The organism is Bradyrhizobium prioriisuperbiae (genome assembly GCF_032397745.1).
GTDB classification, from domain to species: domain Bacteria; phylum Pseudomonadota; class Alphaproteobacteria; order Rhizobiales; family Xanthobacteraceae; genus Bradyrhizobium_A; species Bradyrhizobium_A prioriisuperbiae.
Window position 1 is genome coordinate 898,824 of the sequence record NZ_CP135921.1, and the last position, 13,884, is coordinate 912,707.

General features: G+C 61.7%; 14 protein-coding genes and 1 tRNA gene. 6 read left to right on the top strand and 9 right to left on the bottom strand.

What is annotated here, in order from left to right; translation table 11 throughout:
• The first annotated feature begins 89 nt into the window (after positions 1-89).
• Positions 90-1,154: an IS630 family transposase gene (locus RS897_RS04170; protein WP_315835336.1), complete on the top strand. Its 1,065-nt coding sequence runs from the start codon at positions 90-92 to the stop codon at positions 1,152-1,154.
• A 23-nt stretch (positions 1,155-1,177) separates the two neighbouring features.
• On the opposite strand, the gene RS897_RS04175 is transcribed toward RS897_RS04170, so the two are convergent.
• The 5 genes from RS897_RS04175 to RS897_RS04195 all read right to left on the bottom strand — a co-directional run bounded on the left by RS897_RS04175 (position 1,178) and on the right by RS897_RS04195 (position 5,378).
• Positions 1,178-2,101: a PhzF family phenazine biosynthesis protein gene (locus tag RS897_RS04175; RefSeq protein WP_315835337.1), complete on the bottom strand. Its 924-nt coding sequence runs from the start codon at positions 2,099-2,101 to the stop codon at positions 1,178-1,180.
• Positions 2,102-2,190: 89 nt separating this feature from the next.
• On the bottom strand, positions 2,191-3,213 hold the full coding sequence (locus RS897_RS04180; RefSeq protein ID WP_315835338.1) for an ABC transporter substrate-binding protein: 1,023 nt from the start codon (positions 3,211-3,213) through the stop codon (positions 2,191-2,193).
• Between the two features lie 34 nt (positions 3,214-3,247).
• On the bottom strand, positions 3,248-4,078 hold the full coding sequence (locus RS897_RS04185; RefSeq protein ID WP_315835339.1) for an ABC transporter permease: 831 nt from the start codon (positions 4,076-4,078) through the stop codon (positions 3,248-3,250).
• A complete protein-coding gene (locus RS897_RS04190; RefSeq protein WP_315835340.1) occupies positions 4,078-4,926 on the bottom strand; it encodes an ABC transporter ATP-binding protein in 849 nt (282 codons plus the stop codon). The genes RS897_RS04185 and RS897_RS04190 overlap by 1 nt, the downstream gene beginning before the upstream one ends.
• 53 nt (positions 4,927-4,979) lie before the next feature.
• Complete coding sequence (locus tag RS897_RS04195; protein ID WP_315835341.1) at positions 4,980-5,378, bottom strand: RidA family protein; 399 nt, start codon at positions 5,376-5,378, stop codon at positions 4,980-4,982.
• 210 nt (positions 5,379-5,588) lie between these two features.
• Between RS897_RS04195 and RS897_RS04200 the strand changes: the two genes are divergently transcribed.
• Positions 5,589-6,344: a FadR/GntR family transcriptional regulator gene (locus RS897_RS04200; protein ID WP_315835342.1), complete on the top strand. Its 756-nt coding sequence runs from the start codon at positions 5,589-5,591 to the stop codon at positions 6,342-6,344.
• Positions 6,345-6,366: 22 nt separating this feature from the next.
• On the top strand, positions 6,367-7,311 hold the full coding sequence (locus tag RS897_RS04205) for a fumarylacetoacetate hydrolase family protein (RefSeq protein ID WP_315835343.1): 945 nt from the start codon (positions 6,367-6,369) through the stop codon (positions 7,309-7,311).
• Between the two features lie 295 nt (positions 7,312-7,606).
• Here the strand turns inward: RS897_RS04205 and RS897_RS04210 are convergent.
• Both RS897_RS04210 and RS897_RS04215 read right to left on the bottom strand, forming a co-directional pair.
• A tRNA-Glu gene (locus RS897_RS04210) sits at positions 7,607-7,681 on the bottom strand.
• Between the two features lie 111 nt (positions 7,682-7,792).
• Positions 7,793-8,125 (bottom strand): hypothetical protein, encoded by a 333-nt coding sequence (locus tag RS897_RS04215; RefSeq protein WP_315835344.1) that lies wholly within the window; start codon positions 8,123-8,125, stop codon positions 7,793-7,795.
• A gap of 25 nt (positions 8,126-8,150) precedes the next feature.
• Here RS897_RS04215 and RS897_RS04220 point away from each other — a divergent pair, with 25 nt between their 5' ends.
• The 3 genes from RS897_RS04220 (at position 8,151) to RS897_RS04230 (ending at position 11,022) form a co-directional block, all read left to right on the top strand.
• Positions 8,151-9,197: an RluA family pseudouridine synthase gene (locus RS897_RS04220; RefSeq protein WP_407654428.1), complete on the top strand. Its 1,047-nt coding sequence runs from the start codon at positions 8,151-8,153 to the stop codon at positions 9,195-9,197.
• Positions 9,198-9,418: 221 nt separating this feature from the next.
• The gene (rpoH, locus tag RS897_RS04225; protein WP_315835345.1) at positions 9,419-10,324 is read left to right on the top strand and encodes an RNA polymerase sigma factor RpoH; all 906 of its coding nucleotides are present in this window, start codon (positions 9,419-9,421) and stop codon (positions 10,322-10,324) included.
• A 359-nt stretch (positions 10,325-10,683) separates the two neighbouring features.
• Positions 10,684-11,022: a hypothetical protein gene (locus RS897_RS04230; protein ID WP_315835346.1), complete on the top strand. Its 339-nt coding sequence runs from the start codon at positions 10,684-10,686 to the stop codon at positions 11,020-11,022.
• 139 nt (positions 11,023-11,161) lie between these two features.
• Here RS897_RS04230 and garD read toward each other — a convergent pair whose 3' ends face one another.
• Both garD and kdgD read right to left on the bottom strand, forming a co-directional pair.
• Positions 11,162-12,712 carry a galactarate dehydratase gene (garD, locus tag RS897_RS04235; protein WP_315835347.1) on the bottom strand — a complete coding sequence of 517 codons (1,551 nt, stop codon included), beginning with the start codon at positions 12,710-12,712 and terminating at the stop codon, positions 11,162-11,164.
• 179 nt (positions 12,713-12,891) lie between these two features.
• On the bottom strand, positions 12,892-13,827 hold the full coding sequence (kdgD, locus tag RS897_RS04240) for a 5-dehydro-4-deoxyglucarate dehydratase (RefSeq protein WP_315835348.1): 936 nt from the start codon (positions 13,825-13,827) through the stop codon (positions 12,892-12,894).
• Between the last annotated feature and the right edge of the window lie 57 nt (positions 13,828-13,884).

Consider the following 13,884-nt stretch of genomic DNA (forward strand, 5'->3'; position numbering starts at 1 on the left):
CTGAGTGATACGCGATCCTCTGCGGAAGAAGGGGCTTCTCTTGCTAGTACCCACTTTCCCTGGGAAGTGAGTCATGATTCAACATCGGGATGATACCCGAAGCAAGAGAAGTCCACCTTTCGAAGAAAGATCGCAAGGTGCTTGAAGAACGTTGCCGCTCACCGGTGACGTTGCAGCGCGATTTGAAGCGGGCACGGATCGTTCTTTTGGCCGCTGCCGGTCGTAGCGCCCGATCGATCGCGAAGGAGGTTGGAGTCCAGCCGCGGATTGTCAGCCTTTGGCGGCATCGCTATGCGGATCATGGTCTTGAAGGTCTGCAAAGCAAGCCCCTGCCGGGCAAGCAGCCGATCTATACCAAGGCCACCGACAAACGGATTCTAAAGTTGCTCGATAAGTCGCCTCCCGCGGGATACGCGCGCTGGACTGGGCCTCTGCTGGCAGGGGAACTTGGCGATGTCGACGTGCAATATGTCTGGCGGTTCTTGCGCAGCAACAAGATCGATCTGGCGGCTCGCAAGTCCTGGTGCGAGAGCAACGACCCGCAGTTTACGGCCAAAGCCGCCGACGTGGTTGGCCTCTATGTCGCCTCGCCCAAGAAGGCCATCGTCCTATGCGTGGACGAAAAGCCCTCGATCCAGGCGTTGGAACGAGCGCAAGGCTATCTGAAGCTGCCCAATGGCCGCGCCTTGACCGGCCAGAGCCACGACTACAAGCGGCACGGCACGGCCACGCTGTTTGCAGCGCTGGAAGTCGCCACAGGGAAGATCCTTGCGACGCATTCGAAACGACGTCGCCGGGTCGAGTTTCTCGACTTCATGGATCGCCTCACCGCAGCATTTCCGAACCGCCAGCTTCACGTCATTCTCGACAACCTCAGCACCCATAAGAAGAACGAGGAATGGCTCAAGGCACATCCCAATGTGAAGTTTCATTTCACGCCCACCAGTGCGTCCTGGCTCAATCAGGTCGAGGTGTGGTTTTCGATCTTACAGGGGCAGTCGTTGAGCGGCGCCTCATTCACAAGCCTCAAACAGCTCGAGCAGCACATCAATGCCTACATCAAGGCCTATAACGACAGAGCCGAGCCCTTCGTCTGGACCAAGAAAAAGGTCCGCCAGCGCCCCTTCAAAGGCCGACGTATCACCCAGCTATGATTCCGGGTACTAGATAGCCACCGCTAAGCCTCGACCTCGATTGTCCCCCTGCCGACGATTACGGCACTACCGCCCACCCGCACGGACGACAAGACTCCGTCTGCCAGATCGATTTCGAGGTCGATCAGGCTGGGACGGCCCATATCAACACCCTGATGGATGCTCCAGCGCCAGCCGGCACCCGATGGCTTTTGATCATCGTTCAGGAATCCTGCGAGCGCGACCGCGGCAGCACCGGTGGCGGGGTCTTCCGGGATACCCATCGCGGGAGCGAACATCCGTGCGTGCAGTTCGCCGAGGGTCACAAGGTAGACAGCGAGAATATGCGGCGCTGCGCTACCCTTGAAATGCGTCGCCCAGGTCGCGGTGTTGAACTGTAACCTGGATAGCGCGTCGCGCGAATGCAGCGGAATGATCGTGAAGGGAACACCGGCGGAGTAGGCACGCGTTTTGGTCTCAACTGCGAGATCCGCCTCCTGCAGCCCGAGAAGCTCAGCCTCGATCGCGACGCCCGGGCCCTCACCTATCCTGGCTGGAATACGTGGGCTGGTCAAAACGGCACGGCGCACCCCGCCGCTTGCCGACAGGCGCACCGATACCGGGCCCACGCCTTCGCCGAGCACAATGTCCGACGTAGAGACGTCGACCCGGCTGACGTTGCGCGCATGATTCAGCGCGCCAACCGCTTCGAGCACGAGTGCGGTCCCGATCGTGGGATGGCCGGCAAAAGGCAGCTCCGCGCCGGGCGTGAATATCCGGATCGAAAAGGAAAGATCGGCCGAGCCGGGAGGAAAAACGAACACGGTCTCGCTGAGGTTCAGCTCACGCGCGATCGCCTGCATGAGCTCCGTCGGCAGGTCGCGCATTTGCGGGAACACAGCGAGTTGATTGCCACCAAACCTTCGATCGGTGAACACGTCGGCAAGGACATACTCTAGCGACTTCACGATCAACTTCTCCAGACGAATGGCCCCAGTCAGCCATTCACAGCCAACCTCGATCCCGAATCAACAAATCGCCCCGAACAGGCAACCTTTCATGCACCTACCATACTTCCGTCGAACACGTCACCGAGGCTGAAACTCTTGTCAAGAATGCCATTTATCTTGAGAACAGCCTGAGTCGTGTCAAATTCTTCCGCCGTTACCTTGCCGCTCGCGGATACCGCCGGCTGGATTCGCTTGACCGAATCCAGGAGAACGGCGTCGCCTAGGCTCTCCAGTGTCGGCTTGAGCGACGCGACGATCGCTTCAGGTGTCGACTCGCGGATAAACTGCGATGCCTTCTTGTAAGCACCGACCGCGGCGGCGATGGTTGCACGGTTCGCCGCCAGATACTCCGGCGTCGCCCACAGGCCTTCCATCAGGAAGTTCGACAGCTTCGGATCATCGCCCTTGGCGTTGTTGATGAAGGAAATCGCCTTGCCTTCCCCGACGAGTTTCTCGCCGATCGGCATGGAAATGTACATGACGTCGATGGCGCCGTTGTCGAGCGCCGCGGCCAACGCGGGCGGCCCTCCGACCGCCACGACCTGGGCATCCTTGTCCGGATCGAGGCCAGCGGATACGAGGTTGAAGCGGGCAAGTTGCCAGGTCAGCGCGCCGGCGCGGGTGACGCCAATCTTCAGGCCCTTCAGCAGCTTTATCCTTTCCTTGAAAGTCATAGTTTCCGTGAGCCCGATTTTTTGCGCCGCGGCCTTGCTGATAGTCGCATTGACGATCGATCTGTTGAGGAGGCCGAGAACGCAGACCAGCTTCTGGCCCTGCGCAAGCGCCGGCAGAATCTGTGCGCCGTCATTGACTGTCAGTTCGGCGCGGCCGCTAAGAACCAGCTGCACGTCAGGCCCGCCGCCACCGGCGTCGATGATCTGGGGGGCAAAGCCGGCTTCCCGGAAGTAGCCGTTCTGCTGGGCGATATAGCTCTGCATGTAAGCGAGCGAGGTGACCGCGTGGGTGATGCGCAGCGGCTTGCCCGCACCCTGCCCCAATACGATGGTCGGGCTGACGCCGGCCGAGAGAAGTGCCGCTCCAATTCCGGTGATGACCTCGCGACGCTGCATGGCGCATACTCCTGCGTGGGTTGGACTCTGGTTGCTATTGGTTGGGCGCCACACCGTAGCGCGAGGCGGGCTGCCAGCGAAGCAACCGGCGCTCGGCGACGGCGAGCAAAGAATTCATCGCCACAACGATGAACATCATGACGATCAGCCCCGCCATCGTGCCCGTCGTGTTGTACAGGCTGGTCTCCATCTGGATTTTCCAGCCGAGACCGGCCGACGAGGCGACGAACTCGCCGATGATCGCGCCGATCAGCGCATAAGGAATGGACAGCTTGATACCGAGAAAGATGTGCGGCATCGCCGCCGGCAGAACGACCTTCGCGAACAGATCCTTCTCGCTGGCGCCCATCACAAAGGCAAGATCGGTATACCTGCGTTCCACGCTCTTGATGCCGGCATAGGTGTTATAGAAGATCACGAAGAACACCAGCGTGAAGACCAGGATGATCTTCGGCAGCATGTCGATGCCGAACCACACGACGAAAAGCGGGGCGAGCGCGACGCGCGGAATGCCGTTGATCGCGATCAAAAACGGGTCGAGCACATCTGCAACGAATTGGGTACGGCTGAGGATAACGCCCGCGGTAAGCCCCAGCAGTGTGCCCATGGCAAATCCCGCAAGCATCGCACCGAACGTAAAAGACATCTGATAGAAGAAATCCCCGACCGTCATCCACTTCCAGATATAGGCCGCAATCAGCGACGGCTTCGAAACCCAGAACGCCGAAAACCATCGGCCGGATGCAAATTCCCAGGCTCCGAAAATGAGTGCGACCAGCACGACGCGCGCAATGGCCACGTTGGCGCGATGGCTGAGCGCCCCGCGCTCCGATTTGGCTTCCAGATCGATCGTCTCGGTGCTCATCAGTGATCTCCCGCCTGGACCTGGATCTCTTCCGCCAGTTCGTCGCCGATGCGCGAAAGCAGACTGCGGAAGGTCGCATTCTCGTGCAGATGGCGCAGGTTGCGCGGCCGCGGAATATCGACCGGATGGACCGACTTGATGCGGCCGGGCCGGGCCGTCAGCACGGCGACGCGATCGCCCAGGGCAATCGCTTCCTGCAGATCATGGGTGATGAAGATCACCGTCTTGCGCTCGTCGGCCCACAATTCCAGCAGCAGGTTCTGCAACAGAAGCCGCGTCTGCGCATCCAACGGACCGAACGGCTCGTCCATCACGAGGATTCGCGGCGAGAAGCACAACGCCCGCACGATGTTGCCGCGCTGACGCATTCCTCCCGATAGTTCGTAAGGGTAGCAATCGGCAAAATCCTGCAACCGGACCTTCTCGAGATAATACTGGCTGGTCTTGCGCCGCTCTGCCGCCGGCACTCCGCGCAGTTCGAGCGGAAACTCGACATTCTCGCGGAGCGTTCGCCAGGGATAGAGATTGTCGTTCTGCATCACATAGCCAACCGCCTTGCGATCGACCGATTCTGCGCCGTCCAAAAATATCTCGCCGCGCGAGGGACGTTCGAGCCCCACGAGGATGTTGAGGAGGGTCGACTTGCCGCAACCGCTGGGGCCGACCAGTGTCAGAAACTCCCCTTCCCTGACGTCGATCGAAAAGCCGTTGAGGGCGGTCACCGAACCGCGCTCGCTGCGGTAGGTCTTCACCACGTCCTTGAACTGGAGAATCATCTGGCGATCCGACTGGTCGGAAACAATGAACGACCCAATGGCCAACGCAGTTTTGAGAGCCGGCTCTGTCATGGGACTTCCTTCGGATCGATCGACCTCGACTTGGGCAACTCGTTTGGGGCAGTTCAGGACTGCAGCGCGACGGCCTCTATCTCGATGTCGAACTCCCAGGGCCAGGCGCCAACCGTGCAGAACGTCCGCGCGGGAGGATCCTTGGGGAAATACTCGGCATAGATCGCGTTGATGTCGGCGAAGTAGGCGCAGTTGACCGCATAGATCGTGACCTTCAGCACCTTGTCGAGCGAAGACCCCGCAACTTCGAGCGCCGCCTTCACGTTCTCAAGACATTGGCGCGTCTGCACCAGGATGTCGCCGCGAACCAGCTCGCCCGTGACGTGGTTGACCGGCGGCAGGCCGGAAACGAAAACGAAACCGTTGCCGCTGGTGACCGCGGACAAGGGAATTTTGCGTTCACCGGCGATCGCGCCGGACAATTTTCCAACCACGTAGGTCTTCTTTTCCATCGGACTTTTCCTTTCGCACGCCCTCGAATTTCAGAACCAAATCGGAGCCAATTTGCTTGTATTGACTCGTATTGGTATATATAAGGTCGACAGAGTCAAGCGTACGACTGCTTAAATGTAGGCTTGGAAAAATATACTTGGTCCCTAATTGGTTCTGGATAAGGAGCCCGCGCCCTGCGCAAGCCGGGCAATTTGATTTTGAGGTCGAGAATGCGAGAGAGAGTCGACGGCAATCTGCGTGACCGTGCCCATGTCGCGATGGGTGAGATACGCCGCTTCATTGAAGCCGGCATCGACAAGCAGTTGTTCCGGCCGGGCGACAAGCTGCCGACGGAGCGCGTGATCGCGGCCCAGTTCAGGACCGGCCGCAACACCGTTCGAAAGACGCTCGAGGCGCTGGAACAGGAGGGCGCCATCATCCGGGAGATCGGACGGGGCACCTATATCAAGGAGGCCCTGTCGCCCGGTGCTGTCGTGAGGGCGGCGGTGCCGAGCCTCGCAAACGGCCTGGCGGGATTGAACCTCGCGCAATCGGCGAGTCCGCGGGACCTGATGGAGTTTCGGCTTTCGCTGGAGCCCTTCATTGCTGAGCTATCCGTCGAGCGGGCCAACAGCACGGACATTGCGCAGATGCAGAAGGCGGTCGATCGGTCCAGAGTCGCAAAGAGCCTGCAGGCATTCGAGGATTGCGACGACCTGCTTCACCACACGATCGCGATTTCGACCCGCAATCCGCTGTTTGCCGCCTTTGCCGCCGTCGTCACCAAAATCCGCAATCAAGGCGACTGGGGCGCGCTGAAGAAGCAGACCCTGAACGAAAAGATGCGCGAGGTTCATACCGCCGAACACGTTCGCATCGTCGATGCGATCCGTCGCCGCAACGGGCCGGGCGCACAAAGCGCGATGAAGGCGCACCTGCAGAGCGTGCAGGCCATGATGTTCAAGGAAGAACGTTCACAAAAATGAGTGCCGGGGAGGAGTATTTGTCATGCGGTTCGTCAGTTACGCAGGCCATGGCGGGGAATGCCTTGGAATCCTCATCCGGGATCAGATCATCGACGCGCAGGAATGTGCACGGCATCGCCGGCTCGACACGTCAACCGTTTCCGATCTGGTCCGATTGATCGAGGCCTGTGTTCACGACGGACTGGATGTCGGCGCATTGTTCGACGATCCACCGGCCAGCGCCGTACATGATGCTTCGTCGGTCCTGCTGCGCGCGCCACTCCGGCCGTCGACCATACTGTGTGCGGGCAGCAATTATCGCGCGCACAATCTCGAAAAGGCCAATACGCCGCTGTCGGGCAAGGAACCGGAGTTTTTCGTCAAGACCGCCGATTGCGTGATTGGACCGGATGATGGCATCGTCTCGGACCGCAAGCTCACGAAGAAGCTCGATTGCGAAACCGAGCTCGCCATCGTCATCGGCAAGCCGGGCCGTCACATTCCGGTCGAGCACGCGCTGGATCACGTCTTCGGCTACACCATCGTCAATGATGTGACGGCGCGCGACCGCCAGGTGCGAACCGCTCCCAGCGGAACCGTCTGGTACGAACTTGGGCGAGGAAAGGCCTTCGATACAAGTGCGCCGCTCGGACCCGTCGTCGTGACGTCGGACGAAATCGCCAATCCACAAGCGCTGCATATTTCGATGCGGATCAATGGCGAACTGCGCCAGAGCAGTTCGACATCAGACATGATCTGGTCATGCGCCGATCTCATTCATTTCTTTTCGACCAATTTCACGCTGAAACCCGGAATGGTCATCATTACCGGCTCGCCGGCCGGAACGGCATGGTCGACCGATCGCGAATTGGGCGGCACCTGGACGCCGGCCCCCGGTCTCATTCCGGCCTCCCGCTATTGCTTACCCGGGGATCTGATCGAGTGCGAGGTCGAGAAGATTGGAATACTCAAGAATTATGTCTTGTGACGGTAGCCATCACGCGAAGCATTCTCACGCTCGGTTCAGCAGCTACTCACGTTGGTTGTCCCTGGATTTATTTCATTGATTTCCCGGTACGCCCATCGTGCACACGCCACCTTCGAACTAACTGAAAAAACTGAATCAATGGCTGTAACGGCGAGGCCTCACCCGATCCTGTGCGAATTGGCAAGCCAACATGGGGGCAATGCCGAGCGGCCTGTGTGCTCGACCCATTATCGAGCGGGGGTAGCACTCCCCAACCGGAGGCGTATCGTACAGTGTAGTAGAGTATCGTGGACTTTGGCGCTCCCTAGGGGAATCGAACCCCTGTTTCAGCCTTGAGAGGGCCGCGTCCTAACCGCTAGACGAAGGGAGCGTTGCGGCAGGGAATAACCGCGAATGGGCGCAACTGCAAGGTCACAATGCACCGGCGGCGGGACGAAAATGGCACTGAGACGCCGCCGATTCACCTTGGCGCAAAAAAGCCCTACGGCTCGCTGGCAAATTTCAGGCGGCCGGCGGGTTTCAGGGTGCGGGCGTCGAAGGTGCGGATTTCGGTGGTTCCGCCGATCTCCAGGGTGACAACCAGGCGGTCGCCGGAGATCCCGGTGGCCACAATTTTGGCGCCCCGCGGCAGGGTCGCGGTCAGGTCAGCGATGGGCGCACTTCCCTCGCTCTTGAAAAGACGGTAGCCGATGGCAATGAACACCGCCGCGATGCCGAGGCCGGTGGTGAGCCCCGCAATCAGCATCATGCGCCGCACTTTGGCGGCCATCAGCGCGGTTTGTTCCGGATTTGGGTCGGTTACGGTCTCGGTCATGCGGCCCCTTCAAGCAGGTTTGGCGATGAGTGACAATGCGCTTCAGGACGACGACGATTTGCCCGAGGGCGCGGGCTCGGTCGTCGGTCCACGGCAGGTGATCGTCGCCGGCGACGAGAAGGCGTCGCGGCTCGACCGCGTGCTCGCCGTGCGCAGCCCGGACCTGTCGCGCTCCCGGCTGAAGGCGCTGATCCTGGCCGGCCAAGTCTCGATCGGCGGCCAGCCGATACGCGATCCCTCCCATCAGGTCACGGCGGGCACGACCATTATCGTTGACGTGCCGCCGGCGGTGGCGCCGGAGCCCGAAGGCGAAAACATCCCGCTCGATATCGTCTACGAGGACGACGACCTCATCGTCCTCAACAAGCCGAAGGGCCTGGTGGTGCACCCCGCCGCCGGCCACGAAACCGGGACACTTGTGAACGCGCTGATCGCCCATTGCGGCGCCAGTCTTTCAGGCATCGGCGGGGTGCGCCGGCCCGGCATCGTGCATCGCCTGGACAAGGATACCACCGGTCTGATGGTGGCGGCGAAGAACGACCGCGCCCATGCCTCGCTCACCGCCCAATTCGCCGACCACGGCCGCACCGGGGCGCTGCGCCGTGGCTACATGGCGTTCGCCTGGGGGGCGCCGAACCGCCATCGCGGCACGGTCGACGCGCCAATCGACCGCCATCCCCATGCGCGGGAAAAAATGGCGGTGCGCGAGAGCGGCCGCCACGCCATCACCCATTGGGAGGTGATGGAGAGCTTTACAGGGCGTGACGGCAAGCCTGTGGCCTCGCTGCTCGCCTGCCAGCTCGAGACCGGGCGGACCCATCAGATCCGGGTCCACCTCGCTCATATCGGCCACCCGCTGATGGGTGACGACGTCTATGGCTCGGGCTTCAAGACCAAAGCCAAGCAGCTTGAGCCGGCAGCCCAAACCGCCCTGGAGGCCCTCGGCCGCCAAGCGCTACACGCATACCTCTTGACCCTGGAGCATCCGAAAACCGGGGAAATTTTGCACTGGGAGGCGGCCTTTCCGGAGGATTTGCTTCTCCTGCAAAAAGCCCTCGGCGCGGCGGGATGACGCAGGCCTTCTTGAAAACGACCAAGATTACAATAGTTTAAGGCGTGTCACAGCAACGTGACAGGTCAGTATCCTTCCCCTAACGGCCCCCGTTCGTGTATTGTGCACCTGCGCTGGATGTCCCAGCGCGGAACATTGCAGTCCTACTGGCTTTGACACAGCAGCAGGCCCTGCCTGACCCGCCGCTATCGGGGGTCTGAAACACTCTGGAGGGCGCAAGAATGGCCCGAGCAGCATCATTACCGGTTCTCAGCGGAGAATCCGGTCTTGCACATTACCTCGCCGAGATCCGCAAATTCCCCATGCTGGAACCCCAGCAGGAGTACATGCTTGCACGCCGTTGGCGCGAGCATGACGATCGCGACGCGGCACATCAACTCGTCACCAGCCATCTCCGGCTCGTCGCCAAGATCGCCATGGGCTATCGCGGCTACGGCCTGCCGATCGCCGAGGTCGTCTCGGAAGGCAACGTCGGCCTGATGCAGGCGGTGAAGCGCTTTGAGCCGGAAAAAGGCTTCCGTCTGGCCACCTACGCTATGTGGTGGATCAAGGCGTCGATTCAAGAATACATCCTGCGGTCGTGGTCGCTCGTGAAAATGGGCACCACCGCGAACCAGAAGAAGCTGTTCTTCAACCTGCGTAAGGCGAAGAGCAAGATTTCGGCCCTGGAAGAAGGCGATATGCGCCCCGACCAGGTCAAGCTGATCGCGAAGCGCCTCGGCGTGACGGAACAAGACGTTGTCGACATGAACCGCCGTCTCGGCGGCGATGCGTCGCTCAACGCGCCGATCCGTGACGATGGCGAACCGGGCGAATGGCAGGACTGGCTGGTCGATAACTCGCCGAGCCAGGAATCCATCATGGCCGAGAGCGAGGAATACGATCATCGCCGCGACGCGCTGCAGGGCGCGATGGGCGTGCTCAATCCGCGCGAACGCCGCATCTTCGAGGCCCGTCGCCTTGCGGATGACCCGATGACGCTGGAAGACCTCGCCGCCGAATTCGGCGTGTCGCGCGAACGCGTGCGGCAGATCGAAGTCCGCGCCTTCGAGAAGGTGCAGGCGGCGGTCAAGTCGACCATCGCCCGGCAGCACGATCAGACCCGCGAGCTCGCGCACGCGCACTGATCCGACGCGAGAGAGCAACAGATGACGAAAAGCCGGCGGTGACGCCGGCTTTTTTGTTGGGGGTGAACGCAACGCGATTGCTGTGTGTGGCCCGGATGAGCGCGCAAGCGCGATATCCGGGGCCGATGCAAACCCGGGTATCGCTTCCGCCTTCGCGCTCTGCGCTTCGGCGGATTCTCGCCCGCCAAAGCGCGAACAGCGAGCGCAGGCGGGTCGCTCACCCGGGCGACGAAGTGTGACGAATCTCACAGAAGCCGACGGTAAAGCCGGCTTTTTTTATTGCGCCAACCGAAGCCGATCCGTGAACCCGTCTTTTCGACAGGTCGACTAATCGGAAAGTGCAGCCGTTGGAGGCCACCATGTCCATCATACTTCGCAGCAGTGTCGGCGCGTTTGACGAAGCTTTTCTGCGCAGGCTTCCAGCGATTGAAAAAGCGCTAACGGCCCGTGGCCTCGCGCCCTCGCGATTCCTGATCTCAAAAGACCGTTCGCTCGCCGATCCCCCGAACTGGGACTACACCATCTTCCTCGACGATGAATTCTGCCGGGTGACGCAGCCGGACGACATCACGCTGCTGGATTATTTCGACGCGTGCGGCCGGGTGCTGGACGACGAAGCCGCTTCGCTGCACACGACGGACAGCGAGTACATGGCGGCGAACCTGTTGCGCTGGATCGAGCTGCTGGCGGTCGTCTGACCACGCAGATCGACCTGTCGCGAACACTTCCGAGATCCAACATCATGTAGCCCGGATGAGCGTCAGCGACATCCGGGACTTTTTTGACCGCGCACGCCCCCGGATATCGCTCCGCTCATCCGGGCTACGTCAGAATCGCCTAGGTCACCGGCCCGGGATTGAACAGCGCCAGTGCGTTGTGGATGCCCCAGTGATCGGCCCAGGTGGTCTTGCGGCCGCTGGCGACATCGAGCATCAGGCGAAAGATCTCCCAGCCCACCTCTTCGATGGTCGCTTCCCCCGTGGCGATGGTGCCGGCGTCGATGTCGATCAGATCGTGCCAGCGCTTCTTGAGGTCGCTGCGGGTCGACACCTTGATCACCGGGGCGGCCGCTAAACCATAGGGCGTGCCGCGGCCGGTGGTGAAGACGTGCAGGGTCATGCCGGAGGCCAGTTGCAGCGTGCCGCAGACGAAATCGCTGGCTGGCGTCGCGGCAAAAATCAAACCCTTCTCGCGCACGCGCTCGCCCGGCGCGAGCACGCCGGCGATCGGGCTGGTGCCCGACTTGATTACCGAGCCCATCGCCTTCTCGACGATGTTGGACAGGCCGCCCTTCTTGTTGCCCGGCGTGGTGTTGGCGCTGCGGTCGGCGGCGCCGGTTTCGAGATAACGGTCGTACCAGTCCATCTCGCGGATCAGCGCATCGGCGACGCTCTGGTTGACCGCGCGCGGGGTCAGCAGGTGGATCGCATCGCGCACCTCGGTGACTTCCGAGAACATCACCGTGCCGCCGGCGCGCACCAGCAGATCCGCGGCAAAACCCAGCGCGGGGTTGGCGGTGACGCCGGAGAACGCATCGCTGCCGCCGCACTGCATGCCGACCACGAGATCGGCCGCGGGGCAGGTTTCGCGCTGCCTGCGGTTGAGCACCTCGAGCCGCTGTTCGGCCATGGTGACGATGCTGGTGACGATCTCGTTGAAACCCGTCAGCCGCTCGTCCTGCATACGGACGATGTCGTCGGAATCCTCCACGATCCCTTCCGGCAGCAGCAGCTCTGGCTGCAGCTTCTCGCAGCCGAGGCTGACCACCAGAACCTCGCCGCCGAAATTGGGATTGCGGGCGAGATTCTGCAAAGTGCGAATCGGCACCGCAGCGCCGGGGGCATTGATGGCGACACCGCAGCCATAGGCGTGGGTGACGGTGACCACGTCGTCGACATTGGGATATTTCGGCAGCAACTCTTCGCGGATCCGCTTCAGCGCGAATTCGACGGTGCCGGCCACGCACTGCACGCTGGTGCTGATGGCCAGGATGTTGCGGGTGCCGACCGAGCCGTCGGCATTGCGGTAGCCCTCGAACGTATAGCCTTCGAGCGGCGGCTGCGCGGAGACCGTGCCACGCGACTTCGGCAGGTCGCTCAGCCGCGGCGCATCCGGCATCACCACCAGGGATTCCTTGACCCAGCTGCCCCTCGCGATGTCGGCGGCGGCATGGCCGATCACCTCGCCATAACGCCGGATGATCTCTCCCTCCGCGATGTCGTCCAGCGCCACCTTGTGTCCCTGTGGAATCTGCTCGACCAGCCGCAGCCCGCCGGCGAATTCGGCGCCGGGATGAAGACCGCCGCTGTTGGCGACGATGGCGACATTGTCGTCATCGCGCATGCGGATGTAGAGCGGCTTGCCGGAGGACGGTTGCAGCTGCGCCATGGTCTTCTCCCGTTTTGCGCGCCTTGTTCGAACGGCGCACCTGCGATCACCTTAGTTCGATATAGAGATTTCGCTCCAATTGGAACGAAATCTCTACATATTATTTTGACGCGTTTTCTTCACGCGAACCGGTTTCCACTTCGCTCGAAAACGCCTTGTACAACGCTAACCCGGCGCCGTCAGGCCGCCTTCTGCTGTTTGATCAAACCCTGCACCAGCGCCTCGAGCTCGGCGATCTCGGCAGCGGTGAGGTCGGTCAACGGCGGCCGCACCGGGCCGGAATCGCGGCCGATCACCTTCATGCCGGCCTTGATGATGGAGACCGCATAACCCTTCTTGCGGTTGCGGATCGCGATCAGCGGCAGGATGAAATCGCGCAGACCGGCCTGGACGGCGGCGCGGTCCTGGCGGCGCACCGCGGCATAGAAGGAGGTGGCGAATTCGGGCACGAAGTTGAACACCGCCGAGGAATAGGTGGTGACGCCCATCTCCAGATACGGCAGCGCGAAGGTTTCCGCCGTCGGCAGCCCGCCGATATAGGTGAGACGATCGCCCAGCCGGATGTGGACGCGCGTCATCAGTTCGACATCGCCGACGCCGTCCTTGTAGCCGACCAGATTGGGGCAGCGGGCGCAGAGGGCTTCCAGCGTCGCCTCGTTCAACAGCGCATTGTCGCGATTGTAGAAGATAACGCCGAGCTTGGTGGCGGCGCAGACGGCTTCGACATGGGCCGCCAGCCCGTCCTGCTCGGAGTTCATCAGATACGGCGGCAGCAGCAACAGACCGTCGGCGCCTGCCTTCTCCGCCGCCACCGCCATCTCGGTGGCGATCGCGGTGCCATAACCGGCGCCAGCCAGCACCGGCACGCGTCCGCGCGTCTCGGCTACGGCGATGCCGACCACGCGGGTCACCTCGGCCGGGGTCAGCGAAAAGAATTCGCCGGTGCCGCCAGCGGCGAACAGGCCGGCGACGTCATAGCCGCACAGCCAGTCGAGGTTGTCGCGATAACGCTCCTCGTCGAACGACAGATCCGCCTTGAACGGCGTGACCGGAAACGACAGCAGCCCGCTCCCGATCTGGCGAGCCATTTCCTGCGGCGTCATCTTGCTGGTCATGTGAACATCTCCTGTCGGTCTTGCGGCTGGGCATCGCGCGTGAGCGCGTTTCATGTC

Excerpts from the sequence above, each read along its gene's own strand:
- RS897_RS04200 (WP_315835342.1), top strand. The coding sequence starts at position 5,589 with ATGCGAGAGAGAGTCGACGGCAATCTGCGTGACCGTGCCCATGTCGCG.
- garD (WP_315835347.1), bottom strand. The coding sequence starts at position 12,712 with ATGGCGCAGCTGCAACCGTCCTCCGGCAAGCCGCTCTACATCCGCATG.
- RS897_RS04205 (WP_315835343.1), top strand. The coding sequence starts at position 6,367 with ATGCGGTTCGTCAGTTACGCAGGCCATGGCGGGGAATGCCTTGGAATC.
- RS897_RS04215 (WP_315835344.1), bottom strand. The coding sequence starts at position 8,125 with ATGACCGAGACCGTAACCGACCCAAATCCGGAACAAACCGCGCTGATG.
- RS897_RS04170 (WP_315835336.1), top strand. The coding sequence starts at position 90 with ATGATACCCGAAGCAAGAGAAGTCCACCTTTCGAAGAAAGATCGCAAG.
- RS897_RS04185 (WP_315835339.1), bottom strand. The coding sequence starts at position 4,078 with ATGAGCACCGAGACGATCGATCTGGAAGCCAAATCGGAGCGCGGGGCG.
- kdgD (WP_315835348.1), bottom strand. The coding sequence starts at position 13,827 with ATGACCAGCAAGATGACGCCGCAGGAAATGGCTCGCCAGATCGGGAGC.
- rpoH (WP_315835345.1), top strand. The coding sequence starts at position 9,419 with ATGGCCCGAGCAGCATCATTACCGGTTCTCAGCGGAGAATCCGGTCTT.
- RS897_RS04220 (WP_407654428.1), top strand. The coding sequence starts at position 8,151 with ATGAGTGACAATGCGCTTCAGGACGACGACGATTTGCCCGAGGGCGCG.
- RS897_RS04190 (WP_315835340.1), bottom strand. The coding sequence starts at position 4,926 with ATGACAGAGCCGGCTCTCAAAACTGCGTTGGCCATTGGGTCGTTCATT.
- RS897_RS04230 (WP_315835346.1), top strand. The coding sequence starts at position 10,684 with ATGTCCATCATACTTCGCAGCAGTGTCGGCGCGTTTGACGAAGCTTTT.
- RS897_RS04180 (WP_315835338.1), bottom strand. The coding sequence starts at position 3,213 with ATGCAGCGTCGCGAGGTCATCACCGGAATTGGAGCGGCACTTCTCTCG.
- RS897_RS04195 (WP_315835341.1), bottom strand. The coding sequence starts at position 5,378 with ATGGAAAAGAAGACCTACGTGGTTGGAAAATTGTCCGGCGCGATCGCC.